General features: G+C 72.9%; 22 protein-coding genes and 1 pseudogene. 7 read left to right on the forward strand and 16 right to left on the reverse strand.

All coding sequences use genetic code 11. The features are described from left to right. Entirely contained in the window at nucleotides 1–606 is a 606-nt protein-coding gene (locus AMY39116_RS0300515; protein WP_020415749.1) for a TetR/AcrR family transcriptional regulator, read from the forward strand. A 63-nt stretch (nucleotides 607–669) separates the two neighbouring features. Here AMY39116_RS0300515 and AMY39116_RS0300520 read toward each other — a convergent pair whose 3' ends face one another. From AMY39116_RS0300520 to AMY39116_RS0300540, 5 genes are all read right to left on the reverse strand, one after another. Next, nucleotides 670–1293 carry a hypothetical protein gene (locus tag AMY39116_RS0300520; RefSeq protein ID WP_020415750.1) on the reverse strand — a complete coding sequence of 208 codons (624 nt, stop codon included), beginning with the start codon at nucleotides 1291–1293 and terminating at the stop codon, nucleotides 670–672. A 24-nt stretch (nucleotides 1294–1317) separates the two neighbouring features. Then, on the reverse strand, nucleotides 1318–1920 hold the full coding sequence (locus AMY39116_RS0300525) for a hypothetical protein (protein WP_020415751.1): 603 nt from the start codon (nucleotides 1918–1920) through the stop codon (nucleotides 1318–1320). A 118-nt stretch (nucleotides 1921–2038) separates the two neighbouring features. Beyond that, on the reverse strand, nucleotides 2039–2689 hold the full coding sequence (locus tag AMY39116_RS0300530) for a response regulator transcription factor (protein WP_020415752.1): 651 nt from the start codon (nucleotides 2687–2689) through the stop codon (nucleotides 2039–2041). Continuing rightward, on the reverse strand, nucleotides 2671–3771 hold the full coding sequence (locus tag AMY39116_RS0300535) for a hypothetical protein (RefSeq protein ID WP_020415753.1): 1101 nt from the start codon (nucleotides 3769–3771) through the stop codon (nucleotides 2671–2673). Before AMY39116_RS0300535 ends, AMY39116_RS0300530 begins: the two co-directional genes overlap by 19 nt. Beyond that, nucleotides 3764–4858 carry a sensor histidine kinase gene (locus AMY39116_RS0300540; protein ID WP_020415754.1) on the reverse strand — a complete coding sequence of 365 codons (1095 nt, stop codon included), beginning with the start codon at nucleotides 4856–4858 and terminating at the stop codon, nucleotides 3764–3766. The genes AMY39116_RS0300535 and AMY39116_RS0300540 overlap by 8 nt, the downstream gene beginning before the upstream one ends. Nucleotides 4859–4952: 94 nt before the next feature. Here AMY39116_RS0300540 and AMY39116_RS0300545 point away from each other — a divergent pair, with 94 nt between their 5' ends. Then, a complete protein-coding gene (locus AMY39116_RS0300545) occupies nucleotides 4953–5312 on the forward strand; it encodes an MmcQ/YjbR family DNA-binding protein (RefSeq protein ID WP_020415755.1) in 360 nt (119 codons plus the stop codon). Here AMY39116_RS0300545 and AMY39116_RS0300550 read toward each other — a convergent pair. From AMY39116_RS0300550 to AMY39116_RS0300570, 5 genes are read right to left on the reverse strand one after another with little or no spacing between them, the layout of a single operon-like run. After that, on the reverse strand, nucleotides 5279–6862 hold the full coding sequence (locus AMY39116_RS0300550) for an AMP-binding protein (protein WP_020415756.1): 1584 nt from the start codon (nucleotides 6860–6862) through the stop codon (nucleotides 5279–5281). The genes AMY39116_RS0300545 and AMY39116_RS0300550 overlap by 34 nt on opposite strands. Continuing rightward, entirely contained in the window at nucleotides 6862–8175 is a 1314-nt protein-coding gene (locus tag AMY39116_RS0300555; protein ID WP_020415757.1) for an MFS transporter, read from the reverse strand. Before AMY39116_RS0300555 ends, AMY39116_RS0300550 begins: the two co-directional genes overlap by 1 nt. A gap of 31 nt (nucleotides 8176–8206) precedes the next feature. Then, complete coding sequence (locus tag AMY39116_RS0300560; protein ID WP_020415758.1) at nucleotides 8207–8737, reverse strand: 3-isopropylmalate dehydratase; 531 nt, start codon at nucleotides 8735–8737, stop codon at nucleotides 8207–8209. Next, the gene (locus AMY39116_RS0300565) at nucleotides 8734–10002 is read right to left on the reverse strand and encodes an aconitase family protein (protein ID WP_020415759.1); all 1269 of its coding nucleotides are present in this window, start codon (nucleotides 10000–10002) and stop codon (nucleotides 8734–8736) included. The genes AMY39116_RS0300560 and AMY39116_RS0300565 overlap by 4 nt, the downstream gene beginning before the upstream one ends. Before the next feature lies 1 nt (nucleotide 10003). Continuing rightward, nucleotides 10004–10855 carry an oxaloacetate decarboxylase gene (locus tag AMY39116_RS0300570; RefSeq protein ID WP_020415760.1) on the reverse strand — a complete coding sequence of 284 codons (852 nt, stop codon included), beginning with the start codon at nucleotides 10853–10855 and terminating at the stop codon, nucleotides 10004–10006. Between the two features lie 134 nt (nucleotides 10856–10989). On the opposite strand from AMY39116_RS0300570, the gene AMY39116_RS0300575 reads away from it, so the two are divergent. After that, nucleotides 10990–11778 carry an IclR family transcriptional regulator gene (locus AMY39116_RS0300575; protein ID WP_039791079.1) on the forward strand — a complete coding sequence of 263 codons (789 nt, stop codon included), beginning with the start codon at nucleotides 10990–10992 and terminating at the stop codon, nucleotides 11776–11778. A 159-nt stretch (nucleotides 11779–11937) separates the two neighbouring features. On the opposite strand, the gene AMY39116_RS0300580 is transcribed toward AMY39116_RS0300575, so the two are convergent. The 4 genes from AMY39116_RS0300580 to AMY39116_RS41825 all read right to left on the reverse strand — a co-directional run bounded on the left by AMY39116_RS0300580 (nucleotide 11938) and on the right by AMY39116_RS41825 (nucleotide 16791). After that, nucleotides 11938–12342: a type II toxin-antitoxin system VapC family toxin gene (locus tag AMY39116_RS0300580; protein ID WP_020415762.1), complete on the reverse strand. Its 405-nt coding sequence runs from the start codon at nucleotides 12340–12342 to the stop codon at nucleotides 11938–11940. Further along, a complete protein-coding gene (locus AMY39116_RS0300585; protein WP_051123464.1) occupies nucleotides 12335–12565 on the reverse strand; it encodes a type II toxin-antitoxin system CcdA family antitoxin in 231 nt (76 codons plus the stop codon). The genes AMY39116_RS0300580 and AMY39116_RS0300585 overlap by 8 nt, the downstream gene beginning before the upstream one ends. Before the next feature lie 20 nt (nucleotides 12566–12585). Continuing rightward, nucleotides 12586–13800, reverse strand: a complete 1215-nt coding sequence (locus AMY39116_RS0300590; protein WP_020415764.1) for an NAD(P)/FAD-dependent oxidoreductase — start codon at nucleotides 13798–13800, stop codon at nucleotides 12586–12588. 66 nt (nucleotides 13801–13866) lie between these two features. Beyond that, nucleotides 13867–16791 (reverse strand): AAA family ATPase, encoded by a 2925-nt coding sequence (locus AMY39116_RS41825; RefSeq protein ID WP_157358335.1) that lies wholly within the window; start codon nucleotides 16789–16791, stop codon nucleotides 13867–13869. Between the two features lie 175 nt (nucleotides 16792–16966). On the opposite strand from AMY39116_RS41825, the gene AMY39116_RS0300600 reads away from it, so the two are divergent. From AMY39116_RS0300600 to AMY39116_RS0300615, 4 genes are all read left to right on the forward strand, one after another. After that, nucleotides 16967–17704, forward strand: a complete 738-nt coding sequence (locus AMY39116_RS0300600; RefSeq protein ID WP_020415766.1) for an IclR family transcriptional regulator — start codon at nucleotides 16967–16969, stop codon at nucleotides 17702–17704. 98 nt (nucleotides 17705–17802) lie between these two features. After that, on the forward strand, nucleotides 17803–18783 hold the full coding sequence (locus tag AMY39116_RS0300605; protein WP_020415767.1) for a thiamine pyrophosphate-dependent dehydrogenase E1 component subunit alpha: 981 nt from the start codon (nucleotides 17803–17805) through the stop codon (nucleotides 18781–18783). A 24-nt stretch (nucleotides 18784–18807) separates the two neighbouring features. Continuing rightward, complete coding sequence (locus AMY39116_RS0300610; protein ID WP_020415768.1) at nucleotides 18808–19854, forward strand: alpha-ketoacid dehydrogenase subunit beta; 1047 nt, start codon at nucleotides 18808–18810, stop codon at nucleotides 19852–19854. Then, nucleotides 19851–20084: a biotin/lipoyl-containing protein gene (locus AMY39116_RS0300615; RefSeq protein WP_020415769.1), complete on the forward strand. Its 234-nt coding sequence runs from the start codon at nucleotides 19851–19853 to the stop codon at nucleotides 20082–20084. Before AMY39116_RS0300610 ends, AMY39116_RS0300615 begins: the two co-directional genes overlap by 4 nt. A 351-nt stretch (nucleotides 20085–20435) precedes the next feature. Here AMY39116_RS0300615 and AMY39116_RS45900 read toward each other — a convergent pair whose 3' ends face one another. Then, nucleotides 20436–20588, reverse strand: a complete 153-nt coding sequence (locus AMY39116_RS45900) for a hypothetical protein (protein ID WP_020415770.1) — start codon at nucleotides 20586–20588, stop codon at nucleotides 20436–20438. Nucleotides 20589–20621: 33 nt separating this feature from the next. Further along, nucleotides 20622–21697 (reverse strand): annotated as a pseudogene (gene wecB / locus AMY39116_RS45135) (non-hydrolyzing UDP-N-acetylglucosamine 2-epimerase). Between the last annotated feature and the right edge of the window lie 74 nt (nucleotides 21698–21771).

Consider the following 21771-nt stretch of genomic DNA (forward strand, 5'->3'; position numbering starts at 1 on the left):
ATGGCAAGGACAGGGCGGCCGAGAGCGTTCGACCCGGCGGAAGCGCTGGCCACGGCGCAGGGCATCTTCTGGGCGTCCGGCTACGGCGGAACCTCGATCCAGGCGCTCGTCGACGGCGTGGGGCTCGAACGCGGGAGCCTGTACGCCGCCTTCGGCGACAAGCGCCGGCTGTACTTCGAGACGGTGAAGCTGTACTGGGCCGAGTACGAGAAGACCCTCCAGGCAGCGCTCACGCAGATCCCGCTGCTTCCCGCGTTGCGCGAGGTCGTCGTGATGCCCGCGCAACTCGGAACCGTCGCGTCAGATCCGCAGGCCCCGCACGGCTGCATGATGGGCAACACCATCGCGGAACTCGTCCCCCACGACGCCGAAGCCACCGCCCTCGTCACCGACGCGTTCGCCCGGTTCGCCGACCTGCTGATCGAGCCGCTCCGGCAGGCCCAGAAACGCGGGGAAGTCAGCACCGCCTCCCCACCCGAAGCGCAGGCGCAGCTCCTGCTCGTCCTCGCCCAGGGCACCTCGCTCCTGACGCGCACCGGAACCGACCCGGCGACCGCCACCGCGGCGATCGACGCCGCCTTCGCCGGACTACGCGCGGACGACTGAACAGCCAGCATGCAGAAGGGGCCGGGTGGAGTGCCCTCCACCCGGCCCCTGAAGACGGCAGGCTCAGCCCTTCCAGACCACCGGCGAATCCTCGTACGCGTCACCGTCGCTGAACTCCGCCGCGGTCACGCTGGCCCCCTCGCGGGCAGCGGTCAGCACGCACGTCTCGTACTTCGCGCCTGCGGTCGTGAACTCCCGGCCGGCGCTCTCCGACTCGCACTTGGCGGTGTCCCCGCTGATGATCACGCCCGTCGAGCGCCCGTCCGCGCCGAGGCCGCGCAGGCGCACCGAACTGTAGGACAGGTCGGTGCCGCCGACGTTCTCCACCGTCGCCCGCACGTAGAACGGGGTGAGCCCCTTCGCGCGGTCGCCGAAGGCCGCCAGGTCCGCGTTCTCCCCGCGCTCGATGGCCGTCACGGTGATCGCGATGGTGCCCGACTTCGAGTTGCCGTACTCGAACGGCACCACCGCCCGCTCCCCCACCTTGAGCTCGCTGCCCGGCGCGGTCGTCTCCCCCGCCGCCGCGGGACTCGCCGGCGCGGACGGCTGCGACGACTCGGCCGAGGCGCTGCTCGGCGCGGTCGTGGTGCTCGGCGCCGGCGCGGCGGACTCGTCGTCGCTGCCGCACGCGGTCAGCAACACCGGAGCCACCAGGGCGGCCAGCAGGACGGAACGGACGTGCTTCATGGAACTCCTCACGTGGAAAGAACCTCAGGCCGCGAACCGGACGGCGTGGTCGCCCTCCGGATAGGCCGTGCGGTCGACGTAGACGAACCCGGCCGGGACGGCCGCGGGATCGTCGAAGTACAGGACGGCACAACGCACCTGTTCGGCCCGCAACTCGGTGACGCCCTGCTCGGTGGGGGGATCCTCGCACTTCTCCAGCGAGCGGGGCACGCTCAGCGCGTGCGCGTAGCCCCCCGCCGGATCGGTCGCGGTGATCTTCGTGAGGGGGTTCGCGTGCGGATCGCCCGCCAGGACGGCGAAGTGGACGTTCACGTAGTACGGCACCGCATCGCGCACCGCCTGCGTGCTCGCACCGAGCCCCCGCACGTCCCGGAAGTCACCGGCCTCGCCGCGCCGCACCTTGCCGATCCGCAGCGCCAGCACGCTGTCCGGCGGTGTGTCACCGCCGGCGTGCAGCTTGACCACGCCGAAAGCGCCCGCCGGGACCGGGGTGGCCGGGTCGGTGAGCGCGGTGGCCGCGGGCAACGCGGGATTGACCGTCGCCCGCGGCCGCTCCGGTTCCTCGTCCTCCCCTGCGCACGAGGTCACCAGAACCGCCAGCACGGCCGCGGCAACCAGCCGCAGCACGCCCCTCGACCGCACACGCCACCCCTGAACGTCCTCGGCTCCCGGTCCGGCGAGCCCCCTCACGCGGACGTTAACCCGCCCGGACCATCCGCCGTGTGGGCCGTTCGCACCACAGCACTCACAGGTCGTCGACGCTGATCAAGCCGTCCTGGATCGCCCGCGCCACCAGCGCGGCCTTCGTCGGCGCCTCCCGGCCGATCTGGGCGTACTTGACGCGGATCCGCTCCAGGTGCGAGTTCACCGTGTTCTGCGAGATCCCGAGGCGGTGGGCGACGAAGTCCTTGGACTCCGACTGGAACCACTCCACGAGCACCTCGGTCTCCCTGGCGGACAGCGCGGGCCGGTTCGCGGAGCGGTCACCGGCGAGCGCGCCCGCCAGCGACGGCGGCGTGTACGGCCGCCCGCCTGCCGCCGCGCGGGCGGCTTCCACCAGGTGCTCGGCGCCCTCGGCCTTGGTGAGGTAGGACAGCGCGCCCAGTTCGAGGCACTGCAGCGCGATGTCGTCGTCGGCGCGCATCGAGTACACCACCACGCGCCGCCCCGCGGCGGCCAGCCTCCGCAGGTCACCCAGCGCGGGCGTGGCGCCGCCGAGGTGCAGGTCGAGGATCACCACGTCGGCGTCCGCGCCGTCGAGCCACGCGACCCGCACGTCGTCCCCCTCGGCGACCGTGCGGATCGGCGGGCTGCCCGACGCGAGCCAGTGCGCGACGCCCGCCCGCACCGCCGGGTGGTCGTCCACGACCACCGCGGTCAGCTCGTCACCTGCCATTTCGCCTCCAAGCGGGTCCGGTCGCCGTGGGTGTGCAGCACCACTTCGACGTCGGGGGAACGCGGCGGGCTCCCGGTCATGACGGCGCGATCGGCGATCACGGCGAGCCGGACCTCTCCGGCGGTGCGCAACAAGCTCACCCTGGCCCGTGTGCCCGCCGCCGACAGCACGGTCAGCACCGGATCGGCCAGCGCGCGGCGCACGTGCGTGGGCACCGGCACCGCCTCCCCGCTGACCGCGAACGACACCACCACCCCGCGGCGCTCGGCGACGTCGATCGCCGCGGCGAGCTCGTGCACGAACGGGTCCGGCACGTCATCGTTCTCCGCGAACAGCCGGCGCAGCCGCGCCGCGGCGAGCGCGCACTGGTGGCGCACCTCGTCCGCGCGCGGGTCGAGCGTGCGGTCGGCGAGCCCGGCGAGCAGCGGCAGCAGGGTGCCGAGCTGTTCCGCGGCGCGGACACGCTGGTCGCGCTCCCACTGCTCGGCGAGCGCGGCGCGGGTGGCGGCCCGGTCCCGTTCGCGCAGCACGCCGGCCATCGCGCGGAGCCGGCGCAGCACCACTTGCGTGATCAGCCCGATCGCGACCTGGAACCCGAGCACGCTGACGATCGCGATGGCGGTCTCCCCCAGCGAGACCCGGTCCAGGGGCACCACCAGCAGGAATTGCGTGGTGCCGAGCGCGGCGTGCAGCGCGAAGGCGGCCAGCAACGGCCGGGTCCGTTCGAGCAGCAACACGAGCAGGTGCCAGCCGACCAGACCGAACGCCCAGTGCCGGGTCAGCAGGTACCACTCGGGCGGGGTGGTCGCGGTCGCCGAGGCGGAGGCGAGCAGCACCACGCCCGCGGCGGGCAGCGCGACCCCGGCCGGCACGCGGCGGCCGCGCAGGATCCAGCCCGCGGCGACCACGAGCACCAGCGCCAGGACGGCGAACGCGGCCTCGGCGAGCCACAGCGGGTGGTAGGCGGAGCGGTTGCCGAACAGGGCCGCCCCGGACATGGTCGCCTGCAGCACCGCCGTGGTGCCCAGCAGCACGATCCGGATCGCGGTCAGCACCCGCTCCAGCAGGACCTGGTCAGTCATCCGGCCACACCAGCCGCACGGTCGTCCCGGCGCCGGGCCGGGAGGTCACGGTCGCACTGCCGCCTGCCGCCGCCATGCGTTCGACGAGCGATCCGCGGATGCCGCGCCGGTGCCCCGGCACCGCCTCCGGCTCGAACCCGGCGCCCTCGTCGCGCACGGTGACCACGGCCCCGTGCCGGTGGGGCGCGACGGCGACCCGCGCCTCGGTCACCCCGGCGTGGCGTTCGACGTTGACCAGCGCCTCCCGCACCGCGCGCGTCACCGCCAGGGCGGCGGACGCGGGCAGCAGCGGCACCGGTGTCCAGGCGAGATCGACCCGGAGTGCGCTCTGCGCCAGGACACCCCGCAGCGCGGCTTCCAGGTCCACCAGGCTGTCGTGCGCCGCCGAGCCGCCGGTTTCGCCCGTCAGCAGCGCGAGATCCCGCCGCGCGTACCCCGCGACCGCCTCCGGTTCCGCGTCGTGCAGCGCGACCATCAGGAACGTCGCGGACGCCGTGTCGTGCAGCAGCGCCAGGTACTCCCGTTCCTGCCGCCGCCGCTCCAGCGCCAGGGTTTCTGCCCGTTCCAGCGCCGCCTGCCGGTCCCGCACTCGCTCGATCCAGCGGGTGACGCGCACCAGCAACGCGAACGCCAGCCACGCCAGCGTGGACTCCAGCACCACCCGGAACAGGGTCGGCGCCGCGTCGGCGACACCGATCACCGCGGCTTCGAGCGCCAGTAGCCCGGTCAGGACCGGCACGGTGACCCGCGGCGGCCACTGCCACTGCATGGTGATCCCGGTGATCGTCAGGACGTTGGGCGCCCACAGCCCGGGCACCGTCCACGGCTGCGTCGCGATGATCGCGGCCGCTCTGGCAACGGTCAGGACGCAGGCGAGCGCGCCGCCGCGGCCGGTGAGCGCGTGGTGGCAGTCCGCCGCGCCGCTGACGAGGGCGAGCCCCAGCAGGGCGAAGGCCAGCGGCAGCGCGGCCGTGGGGGTGGACAGGACGCCGAAGACGCTGAGCACGGCGAGGGCGATGCCCCGCACCAGGCCGCTGAACTGGCCGAGCGACCGCAGGAACTCCGTCTCGACCTGGCCGCCGCCCAACCCCCCCTCCTTCGGTGGTGTCCGCGCCCCGATCCTAAAGCGCGACCCGCCCGAGGACACTACGATGGCCGGTTTCCGGCTGGGGAGGTGCGTCATGGCGGTGCTCGACGACGTTCGCGCGCTCGGCACGGAGCTCGAGCGCTCGTATCCGGTCTACGTGCGCGGCCGGCTGAAGTTCCGCGTCGGGCAGATCGTCTACGTCGCCTTCTCCGCCGACGAGACGGTGATGGAGTTCGCGTTCCCGAAGGAGGAACGCGCCGCGCTCGTCGCCGGTGAACCGGAGAAGTTCCGGCTGCCCGCCCAGTCGGACATGCGGTTCAACTGGGTCCGCGCCGTGCTCGCCGCGCTGGAGCCGGCCGAGGCCCGCGAGCTCGTCGTGGACGCGTGGCGCATGGTGGTGCCGCAGAAGGTCTCCCGCGCCTACGACCTCGCCCATCCCGGCGGTCCGGGCTGAGTGCCCGAAGGCACCTGTTGCACTGCCGGCCGGCGCCGCAGGACCGCTCGCAGGATCTTGCCGGACGCGGATTTCGGGATGGCGTCGAGAAATTCGACGCGCCGCACCTTCTTGTGCGGTGACACCCGCGCCGCGACGTAGCTCATGACCTCCGCGGCGTCCAGCCGGGCGCCGGGGCGGCGGACCACGAACGCCTTCGGGATCTCCTCCCCCTCCTCGTCCGGCACGCCGACCACCGCGGCGTCGTCGATTCCCTCGTGGGTCAGCAGCAGCGCCTCCAGCTCGGCGGGCGGCACCTGGTAGCCCTTGTACTTGATCAGCTCCTTGACGCGGTCGACGATGGTGAACACGCCGTCTCCCGTCACAGTCGCGATGTCGCCGGTGTGCAACCAGCCGTCGGCGTCGAGGGTGGCCGCCGTCGCCGCCGGGTTGTTCAGGTAGCCGGTCATCACGTTCGGTCCGCGCACCCACAGCTCGCCCCGGTCGGCGTCCCGCCCGGCGGAGTCGACGAGCCGGCATTCGACGTTGGGCAGCGCGTACCCGACGCTCGCCGGGTCGGTGTCCGGGCGGTCCTCGGGAATGGCGTGCGACACCGGCGACATCTCGGTCATCCCGTAGCCCTGCAGGATCTTGCAGTCCAGCCGTTTCGCGACCGCCCGCGCCAGGTCGCCGTCCAGCGGCGCCGCGCCGCTGAACACCAGCTCCACACTGGACAGATCGGCCCCGTCGACGAGCGGGCTCTTCGCCAGCAGCACCGCGGTGGGCGGCGCGATGTAGAGCTTGGTGACGCGGTGCCGCTCGATCAGCCGGAGCATGCCGGCCAGGTCGAACCGCGGCATCGTGACCAGCGGGAACCGCTGGTGCAGCGCGTGGTTCATCAGCACGGTCATCCCGTAGATGTGGAACAACGGCAGCACTGCCAGCAGCACCGTCGAGGGCGCGGTGCGGCCCATGCGGGAGAACTGCAGCACGTTGGCCACCAGGTTCCGATGCGTCAGCACGACACCCGTGGCGCGGCCGGTCGTGCCGGAGGAGTACGGCAGCACCGCGACGTCGCCGGGCCCGGTCACCAGCGGCGGCGGCTCCCCGCCGGGCAGCGCGTCGAGGCGCCGGCGCCCCGGCGCGTCGTCCAGCGTCAGCACCTCCTCGATGCCGGCCTTCGCCGCGGCCGCCTCGGCCACGTCGAGCAGGTCCGCGGTGGTGACCAGCAGGCAGGCGCCGGAATCGGCCAGCTGGTGCGCCAGTTCATCGGCGGTGTACAACACGTTCGCGCTGGTCACGATCGCGTTGGCGCGCAGGATGCCGTGGAACGCGGCGACCCAGTCCGGCGAGTTGGGCGCGAACAGCCCGACCACCGAGCCCCGGCCGATGCCGTGGGCGTGCAGTCCGGCGGCGATCCGGCGGACCGACTCGTCCAGCTGCCGCCGGGTCGTCACCCGCCCCTCGGGGTCGATCAGGGCGGGCGCGGCGGACGGTTCGCCGGAGAACAGCAGCTCGGTGAGCGTGACGTCCGGGATGTCGATGTCCGGGAACGGACTGCGGATGATCATCAGACCGGCAGCCGGTCGCGACCGGTCTCGCGCAGGGTCAGCACCGTGATCAGGCCGACCACCGCCACGCCGAGCACCCAGAACGCGGGCGACATCGGGTTGCCGGTGCTCTCCACGAGCTGCGCCGCGACGTAGGGGGCCGAGCCGCCGGCGATGATCGTGCCGACGTTGAAGCCCAGCGCCACTCCGGTGTAGCGGATGCGGCGCGGGAACAGCTCGGTGAACTGCGGGAACGCCGGCACCTGCGCGAGCCCGTTGACCGCCATGTACACCACGTAGATCGCGGTGACGACCACGATGCTGGAGGTGGCGCCGAGCAGCGCGAACGCGGGCCAGGCCAGCACCAGGTAGGCGACGTAGGCGGTGATGAGCACGGGTTTGCGCCCGAAGCGGTCGGTGAGCATCCCGGCGAGCGGGTAGGTGGCGCACGCGAGCGCGATCCCGATCGCCGACGCCCAGTACACGGCCTGCTTGCCGAACCCCTGCGTCTGGATCAGGTAGGTGGAGAAGTAGGTGAGCCCGATGTAGCCGGTGCCGTTCATGGCGATCGCGATGCCGATGACGCGCAGCACCGACAGCGGCTTTTCCTTGACCACCGCGAGCAGCGGGCTGCGCACGACCTCGGCCCGATGCGCCATCTCCTCGAACTCGGCGGTGTCCTCCAGCCGCACCCGCACCCACAGGCAGATCACGGCCAGCGGCAGCGAGATCAGGAACGGCACGCGCCAGCCCCACGCGGACATCTGCTCGGTGGTGGTCACCGCGGTCATCAGCCCGACGACCGCGGCGGCGACGGAGAACCCGAGCGTGGAGCCGACCGGGGTGAGCGAGCCGAACAGGCCGCGCTTGCCCGGCGGCGCGGACTCGGCCACGTAGGTCGCGGCGCCGCCGATCTCGCCGCCTGCCGAGAAGCCCTGCGCGAGCCGGACGAGCACCAGCAGCACCGGCGCGATCACCCCGGCCGAGGCGTAGCTGGGCAGGATCCCCAGCACGCCGGAGAACACGCCCATCGTCACGACGGTGACGACGAGCGCGTGCCGCCGTCCGCGGCGGTCGCCGAGCCTGCCGAAGAACCAGCCGCCCAGCGGGCGCATCACGTAGGCCGATCCGAATACGGCCAGGGTCAGCAGCACCGACACGGCGGGCTGGTCGCTGGGGAAGAACAGCGGCCCGAGGGTGACCGCGAGGAAGGCGTAGACGCTCAAGTCGTAGTACTCGATCAGGGTGCCCACACCACCGGCGATCGCGGCGCGGCGCGCGGACGGGGTGCGGGTCGGGACGGAGGTGCCCGCGCGGGCGGTGGTTTCGGCCATGTCGGCTCCTCGTTGAGCGGTGGGGCGGTTCTCAGGTCCGGGCGTGTTCGGCGAGCAGCAGCTTGAGCGATCCGCCCGCTTCGATGACGCGGACGACCCGCGGGCTGGGCGGGGTGCCGTGCAGGACGCGGCCGTCACCGAGGTCCACGGTGGCCGCGCGCCAGTCCAGCGCGATGGCGTCGCCGGTCGTGACGGCGGCGGCGATGCCGGGCACGGTGATCAGCGGGACGCCGTTGTAGGTCTCGCCGCGCCAGAACCCCGGGGAGAACGATTCGGCGATCACGGCGGCGATGCCGAGGTCGCGCAGCGCGACCATCGGCGGGTAGTGCGGGTGGCCGTAGCCGAAGTTGCGGCCGCCGACGATGACGTCGCCGGGCCGGACGCGGTCGGCGAACCCGGGGTCGTAGGCCCGCATCACCTTGCCCCGCAGGAAGTCCGCGTCGTAGGACTTGATGTTCTCGACGCCGATGACCAGGTCGATGTCGAAGTCGTCGCCGAAGACCCAGGCGACCCGGCCGCGGATGTCGTCCGGCGGGGGCGGGTAGTCCCGCGCGGCGCTCACGAGCGTCCCACCTCCTCGGCGGAGCTGATGGCGCCCGCGACCGCGCTCGCGGCGACGGTGAAGGCCGAGCCCAGGTAGATGTTGGCCTGCGTGCTGCCCATCCGGCCGGAGATGTTGAGCACCCCGGTGGAGATGCAGTTCTCGCCGTCCTGCAACGGTTTCTGGTAGCCGAAGCAGAAGTCGCAACTGGACCGGGCGATCTTCGCCCCGGCGGCGCGCAGCACGTCGAACAGGCCTTCCTCCTCGGCCTGGCGGTGCACCGCCTCGGAGGTCGGGACCACGTTCAGCTCGACGCCGGGCGCCACCTGCCGCCCGTCGAGAACCAGTGCGGCGGCGCGGATGTCCTCGATCCGGCCGCTGGCACAGGATCCGATGAACGCCTTGGTCACCGGGGTGCCGGCGAGTTCGGCGGCGTCGCGGGTGTTGGCGGCGCGGGCCGAACCGGGCAGCACGACCCGGGGGCGCACCTGCGACAGGTCGTAGGAGTGCACGGCGGCGTAGTCGGCGTCGGCGTCGGGCTGTTGCGGGGTGAATTCGGTGCGGGCGACCCGGCGCGCGTAGGCCAGCGCCGCGTCGTCCGGTTCGAACACCGCCGACACCGCGCCGGTGAACATCGCCATGCCGCACAGGCCCTGCCTGCGGTCGATGGACATCGCCCGCGCGCCCGGCCCGGCGTACTCCATGACCTGGTGGGCGCAGCCGTCGGCGCCGTGGTCGGCGATGATCTGGTGCACCAGGTCCCGGCTGTCCACGCCGGGCGCGAATTCGCCGGTCAGCTCGAAGCGGGTGGTGGCGGGCACGTCGAGGAAGATCTGCCCGGACACCCACGCTTCCAGCAGGTCGCGGCGCACGCCCCAGCCGAGCGCGCCGAACGCGCCCGCGCCGGAGATGTGGCCGTCGAAGTGGATGAGGAAGTTGCCGGGCAGGGCGTAGCCGAGTTCGGCCATGACCTGGTGGCCGATGCCGCGCGCCTCGTGCAGCTCGATGCCGTAGAACTCGCACCAGTCGCGGGTCACCTGGTGGACCTGCTGTTCCTTGTCGTTGCCCTTGGTGAGCATGTGGTCGATGAACACGACGTAGCGACCGGGCTCGTCCAGCTCGCGGATGCCGAAGTCGTCGTGCATCTGGCGGAACATGACGTCGGTGTAGCCGGGGAAGTCGTAGGCGATCATGTAGTCGGGGCGCACCGGCAGGCTATCCCCCGCGCGGACGCTGTCGCGCCCGGCCGCCCGGGCGAGGATCTTTTCGGCGATCGTGTGGCCCATGTCAGACCGCCGCCGGCAGGTACTTGTGCTGCTGGCGCTCGATCTCGTCCATGCCGATGAGGGCGACGAAGTCGTGGTGTGGCAACGCATCCGCGCTCACCTCGGCGGGCGGCTCCCCCGCGGCGAGCCGGCGCAGCGTGGCTTGCGCGGCGCCGGTGACGGCCATCAGGACCTGGGTCGGCAGCAGCGCGATGCGCACCCCGATCTGTTCCATGACCTTTGGCGTGAATTCGCGTTCGGTCCACGCGGAGGCGGTGAGGGTGGCCATCAGCGGGACGCCGACGGTTTCGTGGCAGCGCGCCCATTCCTCGACGGTGGTGAAGGTCTTGGTGACCGGCATGATCAGGTCGGCGCCGGCGCGGACGTAGGCTTCGGCGCGGCGCAGGGCCTCCTCGCCCTTGGCGTCGGTGCGGGCGATGACGAGCATGTCACCGGCGGCGTCCTTGACGGCGCGGACCTTGCCCTCGGCCTCGGCGAGGTCGGTCAGCTCGACCTCGGCGCCGGGGATGAGCGGGCAGCGTTTGGGCGAGCGCTGGTCTTCGAGGAACACGGCCGCGACCCCGGCGTCGGCGAAGCGGCGGGCGGTGCGGGCGGCGTTGACGGCGTTGCCGTAGCCGGTGTCGATGTCGGCGATCAGGGGCAGGCCGCTGGCTTCCCGGATGGTCCGGACGGCGGTCAGGTTCTCCGACATCGTGTACAGCTCCGCGTCGGGGTAGCCGAGCGCGGCGGAGATCGCGAAGCCCGAGGCGCACAGCGCGGAGAAGCCCGCCTGTTCGGCGAGGCGGGCGGTCAGCCCGTCCCAGACACCGGGGGCGAACACCAGACGGTCGGAGATCATCTCGCGCAGTTCCACAACTCACCTCTCTGTGTATCGTGATGCGATACGCGTTCCGAAACTGTGCGCGAGAGGGGCAGGGCGTGTCAAGACGTGCTTCGCCGCCGGTGGATAACCTGGGGCGAACCGGGCGGGCGATGGAGGAGGTGCCGGTGGCCGAAGCGGTGCCCGAGGGCAACGGGACCCGGGAGACCGTCACCGCGGTCCTGCGGGCGTGCCAGCTGCTCGGCCAGTTCGGCCCGGACCGGCCGGTGATCACGTTGGCCGAGCTGACCGCGGCGAGCGGGCTGAACAAGCCCACGGTGCACCGGCTGATGAGCTCGTTCGTCGAGGCCGGCTGGGTGCACCGCGACCACGCCGGGGCCTACCGGATCCAGATGCCGGTGTTCACCATCGGCGCGGCCGCGCTCGCCGAGTTCGACCTGCGCGAGTCGGCGCGGCCGGTGCTGGAGGAGCTGGCGCGGCGGTTCGGGGACACCGCGTTCCTGATGGTGCCCGCCGACGCGGGAGCGGTGTGCATCGACCGGGTGGAGGGCGGCAAGCCGCTGGTGCTGGCCGCGATCGGGATCGGCGCGGTGCTGCCCTACCACGCGGCGGCGGCGCCGGTGGCGATGGCGGCGTTCGACCCGGAACTGCAGGCCCGGGTGCTCGACGGCCCGCTGCCCGCCTTCACCGCGACGACGCGTTCGGACCGCGACGAGCTGGCGGCCTACCTGGACCAGGTGCGGGCCGAGGGCGTGTCGTTCAGCCGGGACGACTACCTGGACGGGGTGTCCGCGGTGGCCGCGCCGGTGCTGGGCGCGAACGACTCGCTGGTGGCGACGCTCAGCGTGGGCGGCCGGAGCGAGGACTTCACCGGCGACGAGGGCGAAGCACGGGCCGCCGCCGTGCGGGAGGCGGCGGCGGCCCTGAGCCGTTTGGTGACCGCGGCGCGGATCTGAGCCCGCGCCGCCACGGCGTGGTGGAGAAGGTTGTCGCCGAGCGCCGGCCGCTCGTTTCAGGAGACGCTGCTGGCACATCCGCCCACCCGCCGGGGGCCCACACGTGCCGAGCGCGCCCGCTCCCCCGGTGTTCCATCCGCCGCGCCCCTCGGCCGCGGGCTACTGGGTGATCCCGTCGGCGAGGGAGGTCGCCCGCGCGAGGCGGTGGTCGGTGGTGTGGACCCGGGCGTGCAGGCGCGCGGCGAGTTCGACGTAGAGCGCATCAGCGAGGCGCAGATCAGACCGGCGTGCCCAGGCGCCGGCGGCGAGTTCGACAACGGGATGGCGCGTGACCGGGATCGTGGCCAGCGCACTCAGCGCCGCGTCGGCCTCAGACGCGGACAGCTTCCCGGCGCGCTCCAGCCGCCCCAGCGCGGCAAGGACCTCGGCATCCAGGTGCGCCGGCGCGTGCAGGACAGTGCCGGCGAGGCGTTTCCTCGCCGCGGGGGCGTAGTCGGTGCCGGCCAGCAGGTCCACGAGCACCGACGCGTCCAGGACCGCGATTTCCGCCGGCGCGTCACTCATCCTCGGCACCGGCCAGCTCAGCGCGGGCGCCGTCCAAGGCCTCGAGAGCCACCTGGTGTGAAACTGTTCGCCGCGGCGGCGGGAGGGCGTCCAGCCAGGCGTCGGTGGCACGGCGTTGCAGCTCGTCGGCGATCGCGGCCTGCACCAGCGCGGACACGTTCAGGTCCGCGGCCCTGGCGCGTTCGGCCAGCTCATCGGGCACGTAGACGTTCAACCTCGCCATACACACGCTATACACACATGTCAGCCGGCCACAGCCGCTCCGTTGAGGATGCGGGCGATGTTGCCGGGTGCGAAGAACTCGTCGGGCGAGATGGTGCCCGCGGGGACGCTCACGAACTCGTCCATCGCGTCCTGGTTGCCCTCGATCGCGGCGAACAGGTGCCGCATCTCGGGCGGTGGCGGTTCCATCGTCGCCATCGCGGTGGCGAACTCGTAGATCGGCAGCCCGCGCTCGTCGCGCACTCGCTGGTACTCCGCCATCGCGTCCGCATACGGACGGCGGCCGGTGAAGTAGTCGTCCAGCGCCGCGGCGCAGAGTTCGGCGCTGGCGAACGCGTCGCTGATGCCCTTGGGGACGACCGGGTCCTTGTTGTAGCCCGCATCGCCGACCAGTGCCCAGCCCGGGCCGTACGGGGTGCGGAAGTAGTTCCATACGCCGCCACCGACGAACGGCTCGACCCGGGTCGCGGCGCGGACCCGCTCGGCGAAGGCCGGCGCCGCCTCGGCCGTCTCCCAGAACGCGGCTTCGGGGTCGGCCTTGAGCGCCTTCATCTCCGCGACCGGCCGGCCGAAGACGACGAGCGTGAGATCGTCGTTGGTGGCGATCGCGCCCATCGCCCGGCCCGGCGGGACGACGAACTCCACGCCGTCCACCGGCAGGCCGCGGAAGAACGTGTAGTAGCCGTACTGCAACCTGGGCTTGTCGTGGTACTGCCACGCGCCCACCCACTTGGCGACGTGCGATGTGCGGCCGTCGGCGCCGATCACGACGCGGGCCCGCTCGGTCACCGTGCGGCCATCCGCGCCGTGGCCCCGGATCCCTGCCACACGGCCGTCGGCCACGACCAGTCCGTCCACATTGAAGTGTTGCCGGACCTCGGCGCCGGCGTCGGCGGCCGCGTCGAGGAGGATCTTGTCCAGCACGCTGCGACGCGGCGCGTACGCCGTCCCGATGCCCTCCACCGGGCGCGGCGTCCCGCTCAGCCGGACGTCCCCGAAGTCGAGCGTCCACGTCCGCAGCGGCGGGCAGCCGGTCGCGGTCACGCGGTCGAGCAGCCCCCAGCGGGCCAGCGCGGCCACCCCCGGCGGCTGGATGATCAGCGTGGACAGCGTGTCGCTGGGAAAGGTGGCCCGGTCGACCAGCAGCACCCGGTAGCCGCGGCGGGCCAGCAGCATCGCGGTCGGCGATCCGGCGCACCGGGCGCCGACGACGATCGCGTCGTATTCGGTGGTCATGGCATCCTCCCTGGGGAACGGGTCCGTCCACCAGCCTCGCCCCGGGGGCGTTCCGCGGGCGTTCCGTCAGGCGTTCGCCGGGTGCCCGGCGGCGAGGAACTTCGCCCGGAGACGTTCCGCCTCCGGGCGCCAGACCGCCGAGTTGGTGAGCGCGGACAGTTCCGCGGCCGCGCGCATCCCGGTGTCCCCGTCGCCGGCCGCGTCGCAGGCGGCCAGCAGGACGCGCAGCAGGGCAGACCGCAGCCCGGGCGCGGCTTGGTCCCGTTGCCGGGTGTTGTCGAGGATCCGTTCGATCTCCGCGATGCCCGCCGTGGTCTCGCCGTCGAGCACCCGGAGGTAGCCGTCCAGGGCCGCGATGGCCGCCTCGACCTGCGCGCCGCTCACCAGCCGCAGCACCTCCTTCCCGCGTGCCACGTACTGCCGCATCGCCGGCACGTCCCCCATGTCCAGCGCGAGCAGCGAGGCGAAGAGCAGTGAGGTGGCCAGGCTGTACGGGTGCGCGATCTCCTCCGCCCGTGTCAGCCCGCGGTCGCGGGCGCGGATCGCCGCCCGCTCGTCGCCGAGGAACCAGTGCGTCAGCGCCAGCCGGGTCAGGCAGATCACGGCGGGATCCTGCGCGTAGCGGAGCAAGTGCTCGCGGCGGTTCTCGTCGCGGTAGGTCGCCACCGCCCGTTCCAGGTGGTCGCGAGCGGCGGTCAGTTCACCGGCCCAGAACGCGGTGACGCCGAGCAGGTACTCCCCTTCGACGCGCAGGATGTCGTCGTCGTCCCGCTGCCCGCGCTCGCGCAGCGCGGCGCCGTACTCCCGCGCCGCGGCGAAGTCACCGAGCGCCAGGCTGCCCAGTCCCAGCGACCGCAGCAGTGGCGGCGAGGGCTCGGCACGCAGGGTTCGGGTGAGCACCAGCGCGCGCTGGTGGGTCTGGTGGATCTGCGGCGAGGCGTAGCCCTCGCCGGCGACCAGCGGCGCGAGCAACGCCGTGCACAGCTCCAGCTCCCGGTGCCACCGCGGCGCCGACTCGGGCCGGGTCCGCACCAGCTCCAGGGCGCGGGTCAGGAGCCGGGCGGACTCGCCGTGCGCGTACAGCTGCTGCGCCACGTCCGCGGCGCGGGCGTAGGCGTCCACCGCCTGCTCGATCCGTCCCGCCTCCTCGTAGTGCCGGGCGAGGCTTCCGCTGACGCTGTCCAGGTCGTGGGCGTAGGCGTTCTCGAGGGCGTGCGCGATCCGCCCGTGCAGGTAGCGGCGCCGCACCCGGCTCAGCGCGCTGTACACCGCTTCGCGGATCTTGTCGTGGCTGAAGTCGTAGGCCGTCGTGCCGTGTTCGCGGATGATGCGCCGCCGCCACAGCTCGTCCAGCCCGCCGACCACCGGTTCGTCGCCGAGTCCGCCGGCTGCCGTGAGCACCTCGGCGGTGAACTCCCGGCCGACGGCGGCCGCGATCTCGACCAGTTCCCGGGCCGGGTGGGACAGTTGCGCCACGCGGGCCCGGATCACCGCCTGGACCTTCGGGGTGAGCACGTCGCCCGCGCGCACCGCCTCGACGACGAAGAGCGGGTTGCCCTCGGTTTGCTGGTAGAGAGCGTCGACATCGGCGAGCCGGCTCCCGCCGAGCTGCTCGGCCAGCACCGCGGTCTCGGCCCGGCTGAGCCGGTCCAGGTCGATCTCGGTCAGGGTCTCGGCGGCTCGCAGGGAGCCGAGCAGGTCGCGCAGCGGCGCCGTGCCGTCGATGTCCTCGCGGCGTGCGGTGGCGACGACCAGCACCGGCACCGGCAGCCTGGTCCGCACCAGGTAGTGCAGGAGCTGCAGCGCCTCCCGATCCCACCACTGCACGTCGTCGGCCACGAGCGACACCGGGGCGCCCGGTGCGGCCAGAGCGCGGGCCACGGCGTCGTAGAGCCGCTGCCGCTGCTCGCTCTCGGGCAGCCGTTGCGGGCGCGGCACGGTGGTCAGCAGTTCCGGCAGCAGCCGGGCGAGTTCGGTGAGGTAAGGGGCGGGCAAGCCGCGCAGCGACCGGTTGAGGCGTTCCGAGCGGAGCCAGGAGGTGACCGGTCCGTACGCCAGCGCGCCTTCCCCGGGGTAGGCGCGAGCCAGTGCGGTGACGGCGCCGCGGTGGCCGCACCAGGCCCGGAACTCCTCCGCCAGCCGGGTTTTGCCGATTCCGGGTTCCCCGGCGAGCAGCACGACCCGCGCCCTGGTGCGGGCTTGCCGCCACGCGGCGATCAGCTGCGCGCGCTCGGCGGAGCGGCCGATGAACGGCGTCCCGCCCACGCGGGTGGAGGTCTCGGCGTCGTCGCGCGCGAGGAGGGCGTCATAGACCGCTCGGGTAGTGGCCGCGGGCTCCACACCGAGGTCGCGTTCCAGCGTCGCCGCGCACTCGTGGTACACGCGGACCGCGCCGGCCCGGTCGCCGCGGGCGTCGTGCAGGCGCATCAGCAGCTGGTAGGTCTCCTCGTGGGTCGGCTGCTCGCGCAGCAGCCGCTCGGCGTGCCGCGTGGCCTCCGCGAGGTCGCCTCGCTGCTGAGCCGAGGCGACCAGCCGCTCGAGAGCGCCGAGGTAGCGGCGGCGCAGCCGGTCCCGGTCGGCGTCCGCCCAGTCCCCGGAGCGGCCGGCCAGCAGGTCCCCGGTGTAGGCCTGCACGGCTTCCCGCCACGACTCGCGATCGAGCGCGGCTTCGAACTCGGCCACGTCGAGGCGGTAGGGCGGGTCCGGCCGCCAGGTCAGCGTCCGCGGAGTCACCTCGAGGTGGCGGTCGAGACCGGGCAGCGCGTGGCGCAGCGTGTGCAGGACGTGCCGCAGGTTGGTCAGCGCCTGCGCCTCGGTGGAGTCCGGCCAGAGCGTGAACGCCACCCGCTGCCGCGGCTGCGGCTGGTGCCGGTGCAGCAGGAGGAAGGCCAGCAGCGATTCGGCGCGGGCGGAATCCAGCGGCGCCGGAGCGTGACCCCGAAGCACCTGGAACTGCCCGAGCAGCCGGATCGACAACGGCCCATCCGTCACGATTCCGGACGGTAGGTTCCCGGGCCGCGGCTGTCTACGGGCGGCGGGAATCCGTCTCCACGACGTAAGCATGCCGGCCGCCGCGGGTCACCGGGTCGGGCCTGGTGCCTTGCCGGTGGCGCGCGGCACCGGGCATCCTGGGTGCGCGGCAACGGGGCGGCGGAGGTGAAGCGGGATGGCTGCTGGACCGACACTGATCGGCTCCGTACAGCGGGCACTGCACCTGCTCGACGCGGTCGGCGCGAGTGAACGGCCGGTCACGGCCAAGGCGCTGGCCCGCGGTGTCGGCCTCCCCCTGCCGACGACGTACCACCTGCTGCGCACCCTGCTGCACGAGGGTTATCTCCGCAAACTCGATGACGGCTACGTGCTCGGCGAGCAGGTCGGCGCGCTGCGCAAGCACAACTCGCTGCACGCGCTGCTGCCCAAGATCCGGCCGGTGCTGCGCGCGCTGCGGGACGAGGTCCGTGGCGCGGCCTACCTGTCGCTGTACTCCGGCGGTGAGATCAAGCTGATCGACATCGTCGACGCTCCCGAGCTGCCCGCGGTGGACCTGTGGGTGGGCGTGCAGGAGGCGGCGCACGCCACCGCGTTCGGCAAGTGCATCCTGTCCTGCCTGGACCCCGAGGCGCGGCGCGACCACCTCTCGCGGTACCGGCTCGCCGACCTCACCCCGCACACCATCACCGACACCCGGGTGCTGGAGCAGCGGCTGGCCGAGGGCGGCGGGGTCTTCAACGACCGCGAGGAGTACCTGCTGGGCACGGCCTGCCTGGCCACCCCGGTGAGCGCGCCCGGGGTGGTCGGCGCGGTGGCGATCTCGCTGCCGGCGCGCCGGCTGCCCGCGGTGGAGCCGGTGTCCCTGGAGCGGGCGTCGCGGCGGGTGTCCCGTGCCTTCGCGCTGCTGTCCTGACCTGCGGAAACCGGTGTTTATCACCATCTGAAATCCGCACCGTTGTCCGCGGCCCGCGCCCGCCGCGACAGTGACTCCCACACCGATTGGGAGGTCACATGGAACCGGAGGACAGGCTGGGCCTGTACCGCATGATGGTCCTGATCCGCACCTACGAGGAGACGATCCTCCGCGAGTACCACGCGGACAAGAAACCCGTGTTCGACATCGGCGCCGGGCTCATCCCGGGCGAGATGCACCTCTCCGCCGGGCAGGAACCGGTCGCCGCCGGGGTGTGCGCGCACCTCAGCGCCGACGACGCGGTCACCGCCACCCACCGGCCGCACCACTTCGCCATCGCGCACGGGGTGGACCTGGAGAAGATGACGGCCGAGATCTTCGGCCGGGTGGACGGTCTCGGCCGGGGCCGTGGCGGGCACATGCACCTGTTCGACCCCGCGACGCACTTCTCGTGCTCGGGCATCATCGCCGAGGGTTATCCGCCCGCGGTGGGGCAGGCGCTGGCGTTCCAGCGGCGCGGCACCGACCGGGTCGCGGTCGCCGTCACCGGTGAGGGCGCGGCGAACCAGGGCGCGTTCCACGAAGCGCTCAACCTGGCGGCGCTGTGGCAGCTGCCGGTGGTGTTCGTGGTGGAGGACAACGACTGGGGCATCTCGGTGCCGCGCAGCGCTTCGACGTGCGTGACGTCGAACGCCGTGCGTGCCGCCGGTTACGGCATTCCCGGTCACCGGGTCGAGGACAACTCGGTGGAGGCGGTGCACGAAGTCGCGGGCGAGGCGGTGGCGAGGGCGCGTGCGGGCGAGGGGCCGAGCCTGATCGAGGTGCACACGCTGCGCCTGTGGGGGCACTTCGAGGGCGACGCGCAAGGCTACCGGTCCGATCTGGAGGGTGTGCCGGGCCGCGATCCGCTGCCCACCTACGAGAAGGAGCTGCTCGCCGCGGGCGTGCTCGACGAAGCCACGGTGTCGTCGATCGCCGCGCAGGCCCGCGACCGCGTCGAGGCCGCGGTCGCGTTCGCCAAGCGCAGCCCCGAGCCCGACCCGGGCACCGCGCTGGACTTCGTGTTCGCGCAGGCCTGATCCCACCACCGACGAGGAGAAGCAATGACGCTCACGGATGCCTCGGCATCGTCCTCCGCACCCGTACAACGCAAGCTCAGCACCGCCAAGGCCATGGTCGAGGCCATCGCGCAGGAGATGGAGCGCGACGAGGACGTCTTCGTGCTCGGCGAGGACGTCGGCGCCTACGGCGGCATCTTCAGCTCCACCACCGGCCTGCTCGACAAGTTCGGGCCGCGGCGCGTGATGGACACGCCCATTTCGGAGACCGCGTTCATCGGCGCGGCCATCGGCGCCGCGGTGGAGGGCATGCGGCCGGTTGTCGAGCTGATGTTCGTCGACTTCTTCGGCGTGTGCATGGACCAGATCTACAACCACATGGCGAAGATCCACTTCGAGTCGGGCGGCAACGTCACCGTGCCGATGGTGCTGACCGCCGCGGTGGGCGGCGGCTATTCGGACGGCGCGCAGCACTCGCAGTGCCTGTGGGGCACCTTCGCGCACCTGCCCGGGATGAAGGTGGTCGCGCCCAGCAACCCCGCCGACGCCAAGGGCCTGATGACCGCCGCGATCCGCGACGACAACCCGGTGGTGTACCTGTTCCACAAGGGCGTGATGGGCCTGCCGTGGATGGCCAAGAACCGCCGGTCGATCGGGCCGGTGCCGGAGGGCGACCACGTGGTGCCGATCGGCAAGGCGAACGTCGTGCGGCCGGGCAGCGACGTCACCATCGTGACGCTGTCCTTGTCGGTGCACCACGCACTCGACGTGGCCGAGGAGCTCGCGCCGCAGGGAGTCGACTGCGAGGTCGTGGACCTGCGCAGCGTGGTGCCGCTGGACACCGACACGGTCCTGGAGTCGGTGGGCCGCACTGGCAGGCTGCTCGTCGTCGACGAGGACTACCTGTCGTTCGGGCTGTCCGGGGAGGTCATCGCGCGCGTCGCCGAGCGCGACCCGGGGCTGCTGCGCGCTCCGGCCGCCCGGGTGGCGGTGCCCGATGTTCCGATCCCCTACGCCCGCCCGCTGGAGTACGCCGTGCTGCCGACGCCGGACCGGATCCGCCGGGCTGTCCTCGGCCTGGTGAGCGCATGACCGATATCGCCTTCCCCCACATCTCCGACAACGAGCCCGACGCGGAGGGCGTGCTCGCCACGTGGTTCGCCGCCGACGGCGAGCAGGTCGGCGAGGGCGACCTGATCGCGGAGGTCGCGGTCGACAAGGTGGACGTGGAGGTGCCCGCCCCGGCCGCGGGTGTGCTGCGGCTGCTCGTCGAGGAGGGAGAGGTGGTCAAGCAGGGCGCGGTGATCGCCCGGATCGAGTAGGAGCCAACCCCGCCGCCGGCCCCATGCCGTGGGGCCGGCGGCGGGGTTGGCGATCGCGAGGCCGAGGCCCGGTTCGGGGGCGGGCCTCGGCGAGCACGGCGCGCCCGCGCTCGTCGAGGTCGCACAGGAAGCTGTCGCGCGTGCCGGTCGTCGACCAGGACACCGGCAGCACCGCGCGCGTCCAACGCGCCATCGCCACCCGGGGCCGAAGCGCCCGGCCGGCTGCGCCGTCTCGGGCACGTCCTCGGCCCGCTGCGGCCCCGGAAGGGCGCCACGGCCGGGAGCCCCCTCGCGCGACCGGGCCAGAGGGCTCCCGCCAAGGGCGCCATCACCGGTGAGGGACCGTGGGAATCACCGTCCGATGGCGTGGTCATCCTCGCCGATGGCGGAGATCGGGTCAATGGTCGCCGGCGGCGCCTCGACGGGGGCCGGGAACGGCACGCTGTCGATGGCCGAGCGCCACGCGGAGAGGTACGGAGTGAGCGGATCATCGTCGGCGCACATCCGTTCTCCCGGTTCTCGAAGCGGGCGGACGGCTCAGGGCACGGGTTCCGCCTCGCCGAGCAAGGCGCTGTGTGCGGGCAGCGCGAGCAGCTCGGCGATCGCTTCCACGGATCGGAGCACGGCCTTGCCGTCCCCGTACGGGTTGGCCGCCCCCGCCAGGCGCCACCGCCCCGACAACACGTCTTCGACGGCCCCGAGGATCGCGGCGGGGTTGGTGCCCACGAGCCGGGCGTGCCCGCTGTCGACTGCCTCGCGGCGCCCGGTCTTGTCCCGCAACACGACGACCGGCGTCGCGAAACTCAGTGCCTCCTCCTGGATCCCGCCGGAGTCGGTGAGCACGACGGTGGCCAGGCGTAGGGCGCGGATCAGGTCCGGGTACTCCAGCGGCGCAGTGACGGTCACGCGGGGCACCCCGCCGAGGACCGCCCCGACGTGACGCCGCACCGAGGGGTTTTGGTTCGCCGGGAACAGGACCTCGACGTCGGGGTGCCGCGACACCAGTTCGGCCACAGTGGACAGCACCTGCTGCAGGGGCTGCCCCAGGACTCCCGGCGGTGCGAGGTCACGAGCACGAGCCGCCGCCCCTGCTCGTGCAGCCTCAGCTCCATCTCCGCGAGGGCGCGGTTCTTCGCCGGCCACGCGCGGGCGGGGATGTGTTCCACGGCATCCACGACGGTGTTGCCCGTCAGGACGATCCGGCCCGGCGCCACACCCTCGCCGCGCAGTGCCACGACCGCGGCGTCGGTCGGGGCGAGATGCAGCGCCGCCAGCCGCGAGACCATCCGCAGGCCCCCTTTCTCGGGGAACGGGGCGGAGAGGTCGTTCGTGCGCAGACCCGCTTCGAGATGGACGACCGGGATGCCACGCCAGAACGCGGCGAGCGTGCCGGCCAGGACCGTCGTGGTGCCGCCCTGCACAACCAGCGCGGCCGGAGCACGCACCCGCAGAACCGCGTCGAGTGCGGGCAGCAGTCCGGAGACGAGCTCGGCTGCGTCCCGGTGCGACGCGCGGGCAGCGGCAGCCGTTCGTCCACGAGGATGATCACGCCCGCGCTCGTGACGACCATCACGGCAGGAACCGGGCGTCGTTCGCCAGCCCTCGCCCCGCATTCAACGGGCGCAGCCGGCGCTTCACAGGGCGCCGCGATCGTCACGGGAACCGCATGCCGGGGGCGGTGGCTGCC

The organism is Amycolatopsis sp. ATCC 39116, from assembly GCF_000231075.2.
GTDB classification, from domain to species: Bacteria; Actinomycetota; Actinomycetes; order Mycobacteriales; family Pseudonocardiaceae; genus Amycolatopsis_E; species Amycolatopsis_E tucumanensis.

Excerpts from the sequence above, each read along its gene's own strand:
- AMY39116_RS0300565 (WP_020415759.1), bottom strand. The coding sequence starts at position 10,002 with ATGGGCCACACGATCGCCGAAAAGATCCTCGCCCGGGCGGCCGGGCGC.
- AMY39116_RS0300600 (WP_020415766.1), top strand. The coding sequence starts at position 16,967 with ATGGCTGCTGGACCGACACTGATCGGCTCCGTACAGCGGGCACTGCAC.
- AMY39116_RS0300550 (WP_020415756.1), bottom strand. The coding sequence starts at position 6,862 with ATGATCATCCGCAGTCCGTTCCCGGACATCGACATCCCGGACGTCACG.
- AMY39116_RS0300555 (WP_020415757.1), bottom strand. The coding sequence starts at position 8,175 with ATGGCCGAAACCACCGCCCGCGCGGGCACCTCCGTCCCGACCCGCACC.
- AMY39116_RS0300605 (WP_020415767.1), top strand. The coding sequence starts at position 17,803 with ATGGAACCGGAGGACAGGCTGGGCCTGTACCGCATGATGGTCCTGATC.
- AMY39116_RS0300545 (WP_020415755.1), top strand. The coding sequence starts at position 4,953 with ATGGCGGTGCTCGACGACGTTCGCGCGCTCGGCACGGAGCTCGAGCGC.
- AMY39116_RS0300615 (WP_020415769.1), top strand. The coding sequence starts at position 19,851 with ATGACCGATATCGCCTTCCCCCACATCTCCGACAACGAGCCCGACGCG.
- AMY39116_RS45900 (WP_020415770.1), bottom strand. The coding sequence starts at position 20,588 with ATGTGCGCCGACGATGATCCGCTCACTCCGTACCTCTCCGCGTGGCGC.
- AMY39116_RS0300530 (WP_020415752.1), bottom strand. The coding sequence starts at position 2,689 with ATGGCAGGTGACGAGCTGACCGCGGTGGTCGTGGACGACCACCCGGCG.
- AMY39116_RS0300580 (WP_020415762.1), bottom strand. The coding sequence starts at position 12,342 with ATGAGTGACGCGCCGGCGGAAATCGCGGTCCTGGACGCGTCGGTGCTC.
- AMY39116_RS0300520 (WP_020415750.1), bottom strand. The coding sequence starts at position 1,293 with ATGAAGCACGTCCGTTCCGTCCTGCTGGCCGCCCTGGTGGCTCCGGTG.
- AMY39116_RS0300590 (WP_020415764.1), bottom strand. The coding sequence starts at position 13,800 with ATGACCACCGAATACGACGCGATCGTCGTCGGCGCCCGGTGCGCCGGA.
- AMY39116_RS0300535 (WP_020415753.1), bottom strand. The coding sequence starts at position 3,771 with ATGACTGACCAGGTCCTGCTGGAGCGGGTGCTGACCGCGATCCGGATC.
- AMY39116_RS0300610 (WP_020415768.1), top strand. The coding sequence starts at position 18,808 with ATGACGCTCACGGATGCCTCGGCATCGTCCTCCGCACCCGTACAACGC.
- AMY39116_RS0300585 (WP_051123464.1), bottom strand. The coding sequence starts at position 12,565 with ATGGCGAGGTTGAACGTCTACGTGCCCGATGAGCTGGCCGAACGCGCC.
- AMY39116_RS0300515 (WP_020415749.1), top strand. The coding sequence starts at position 1 with ATGGCAAGGACAGGGCGGCCGAGAGCGTTCGACCCGGCGGAAGCGCTG.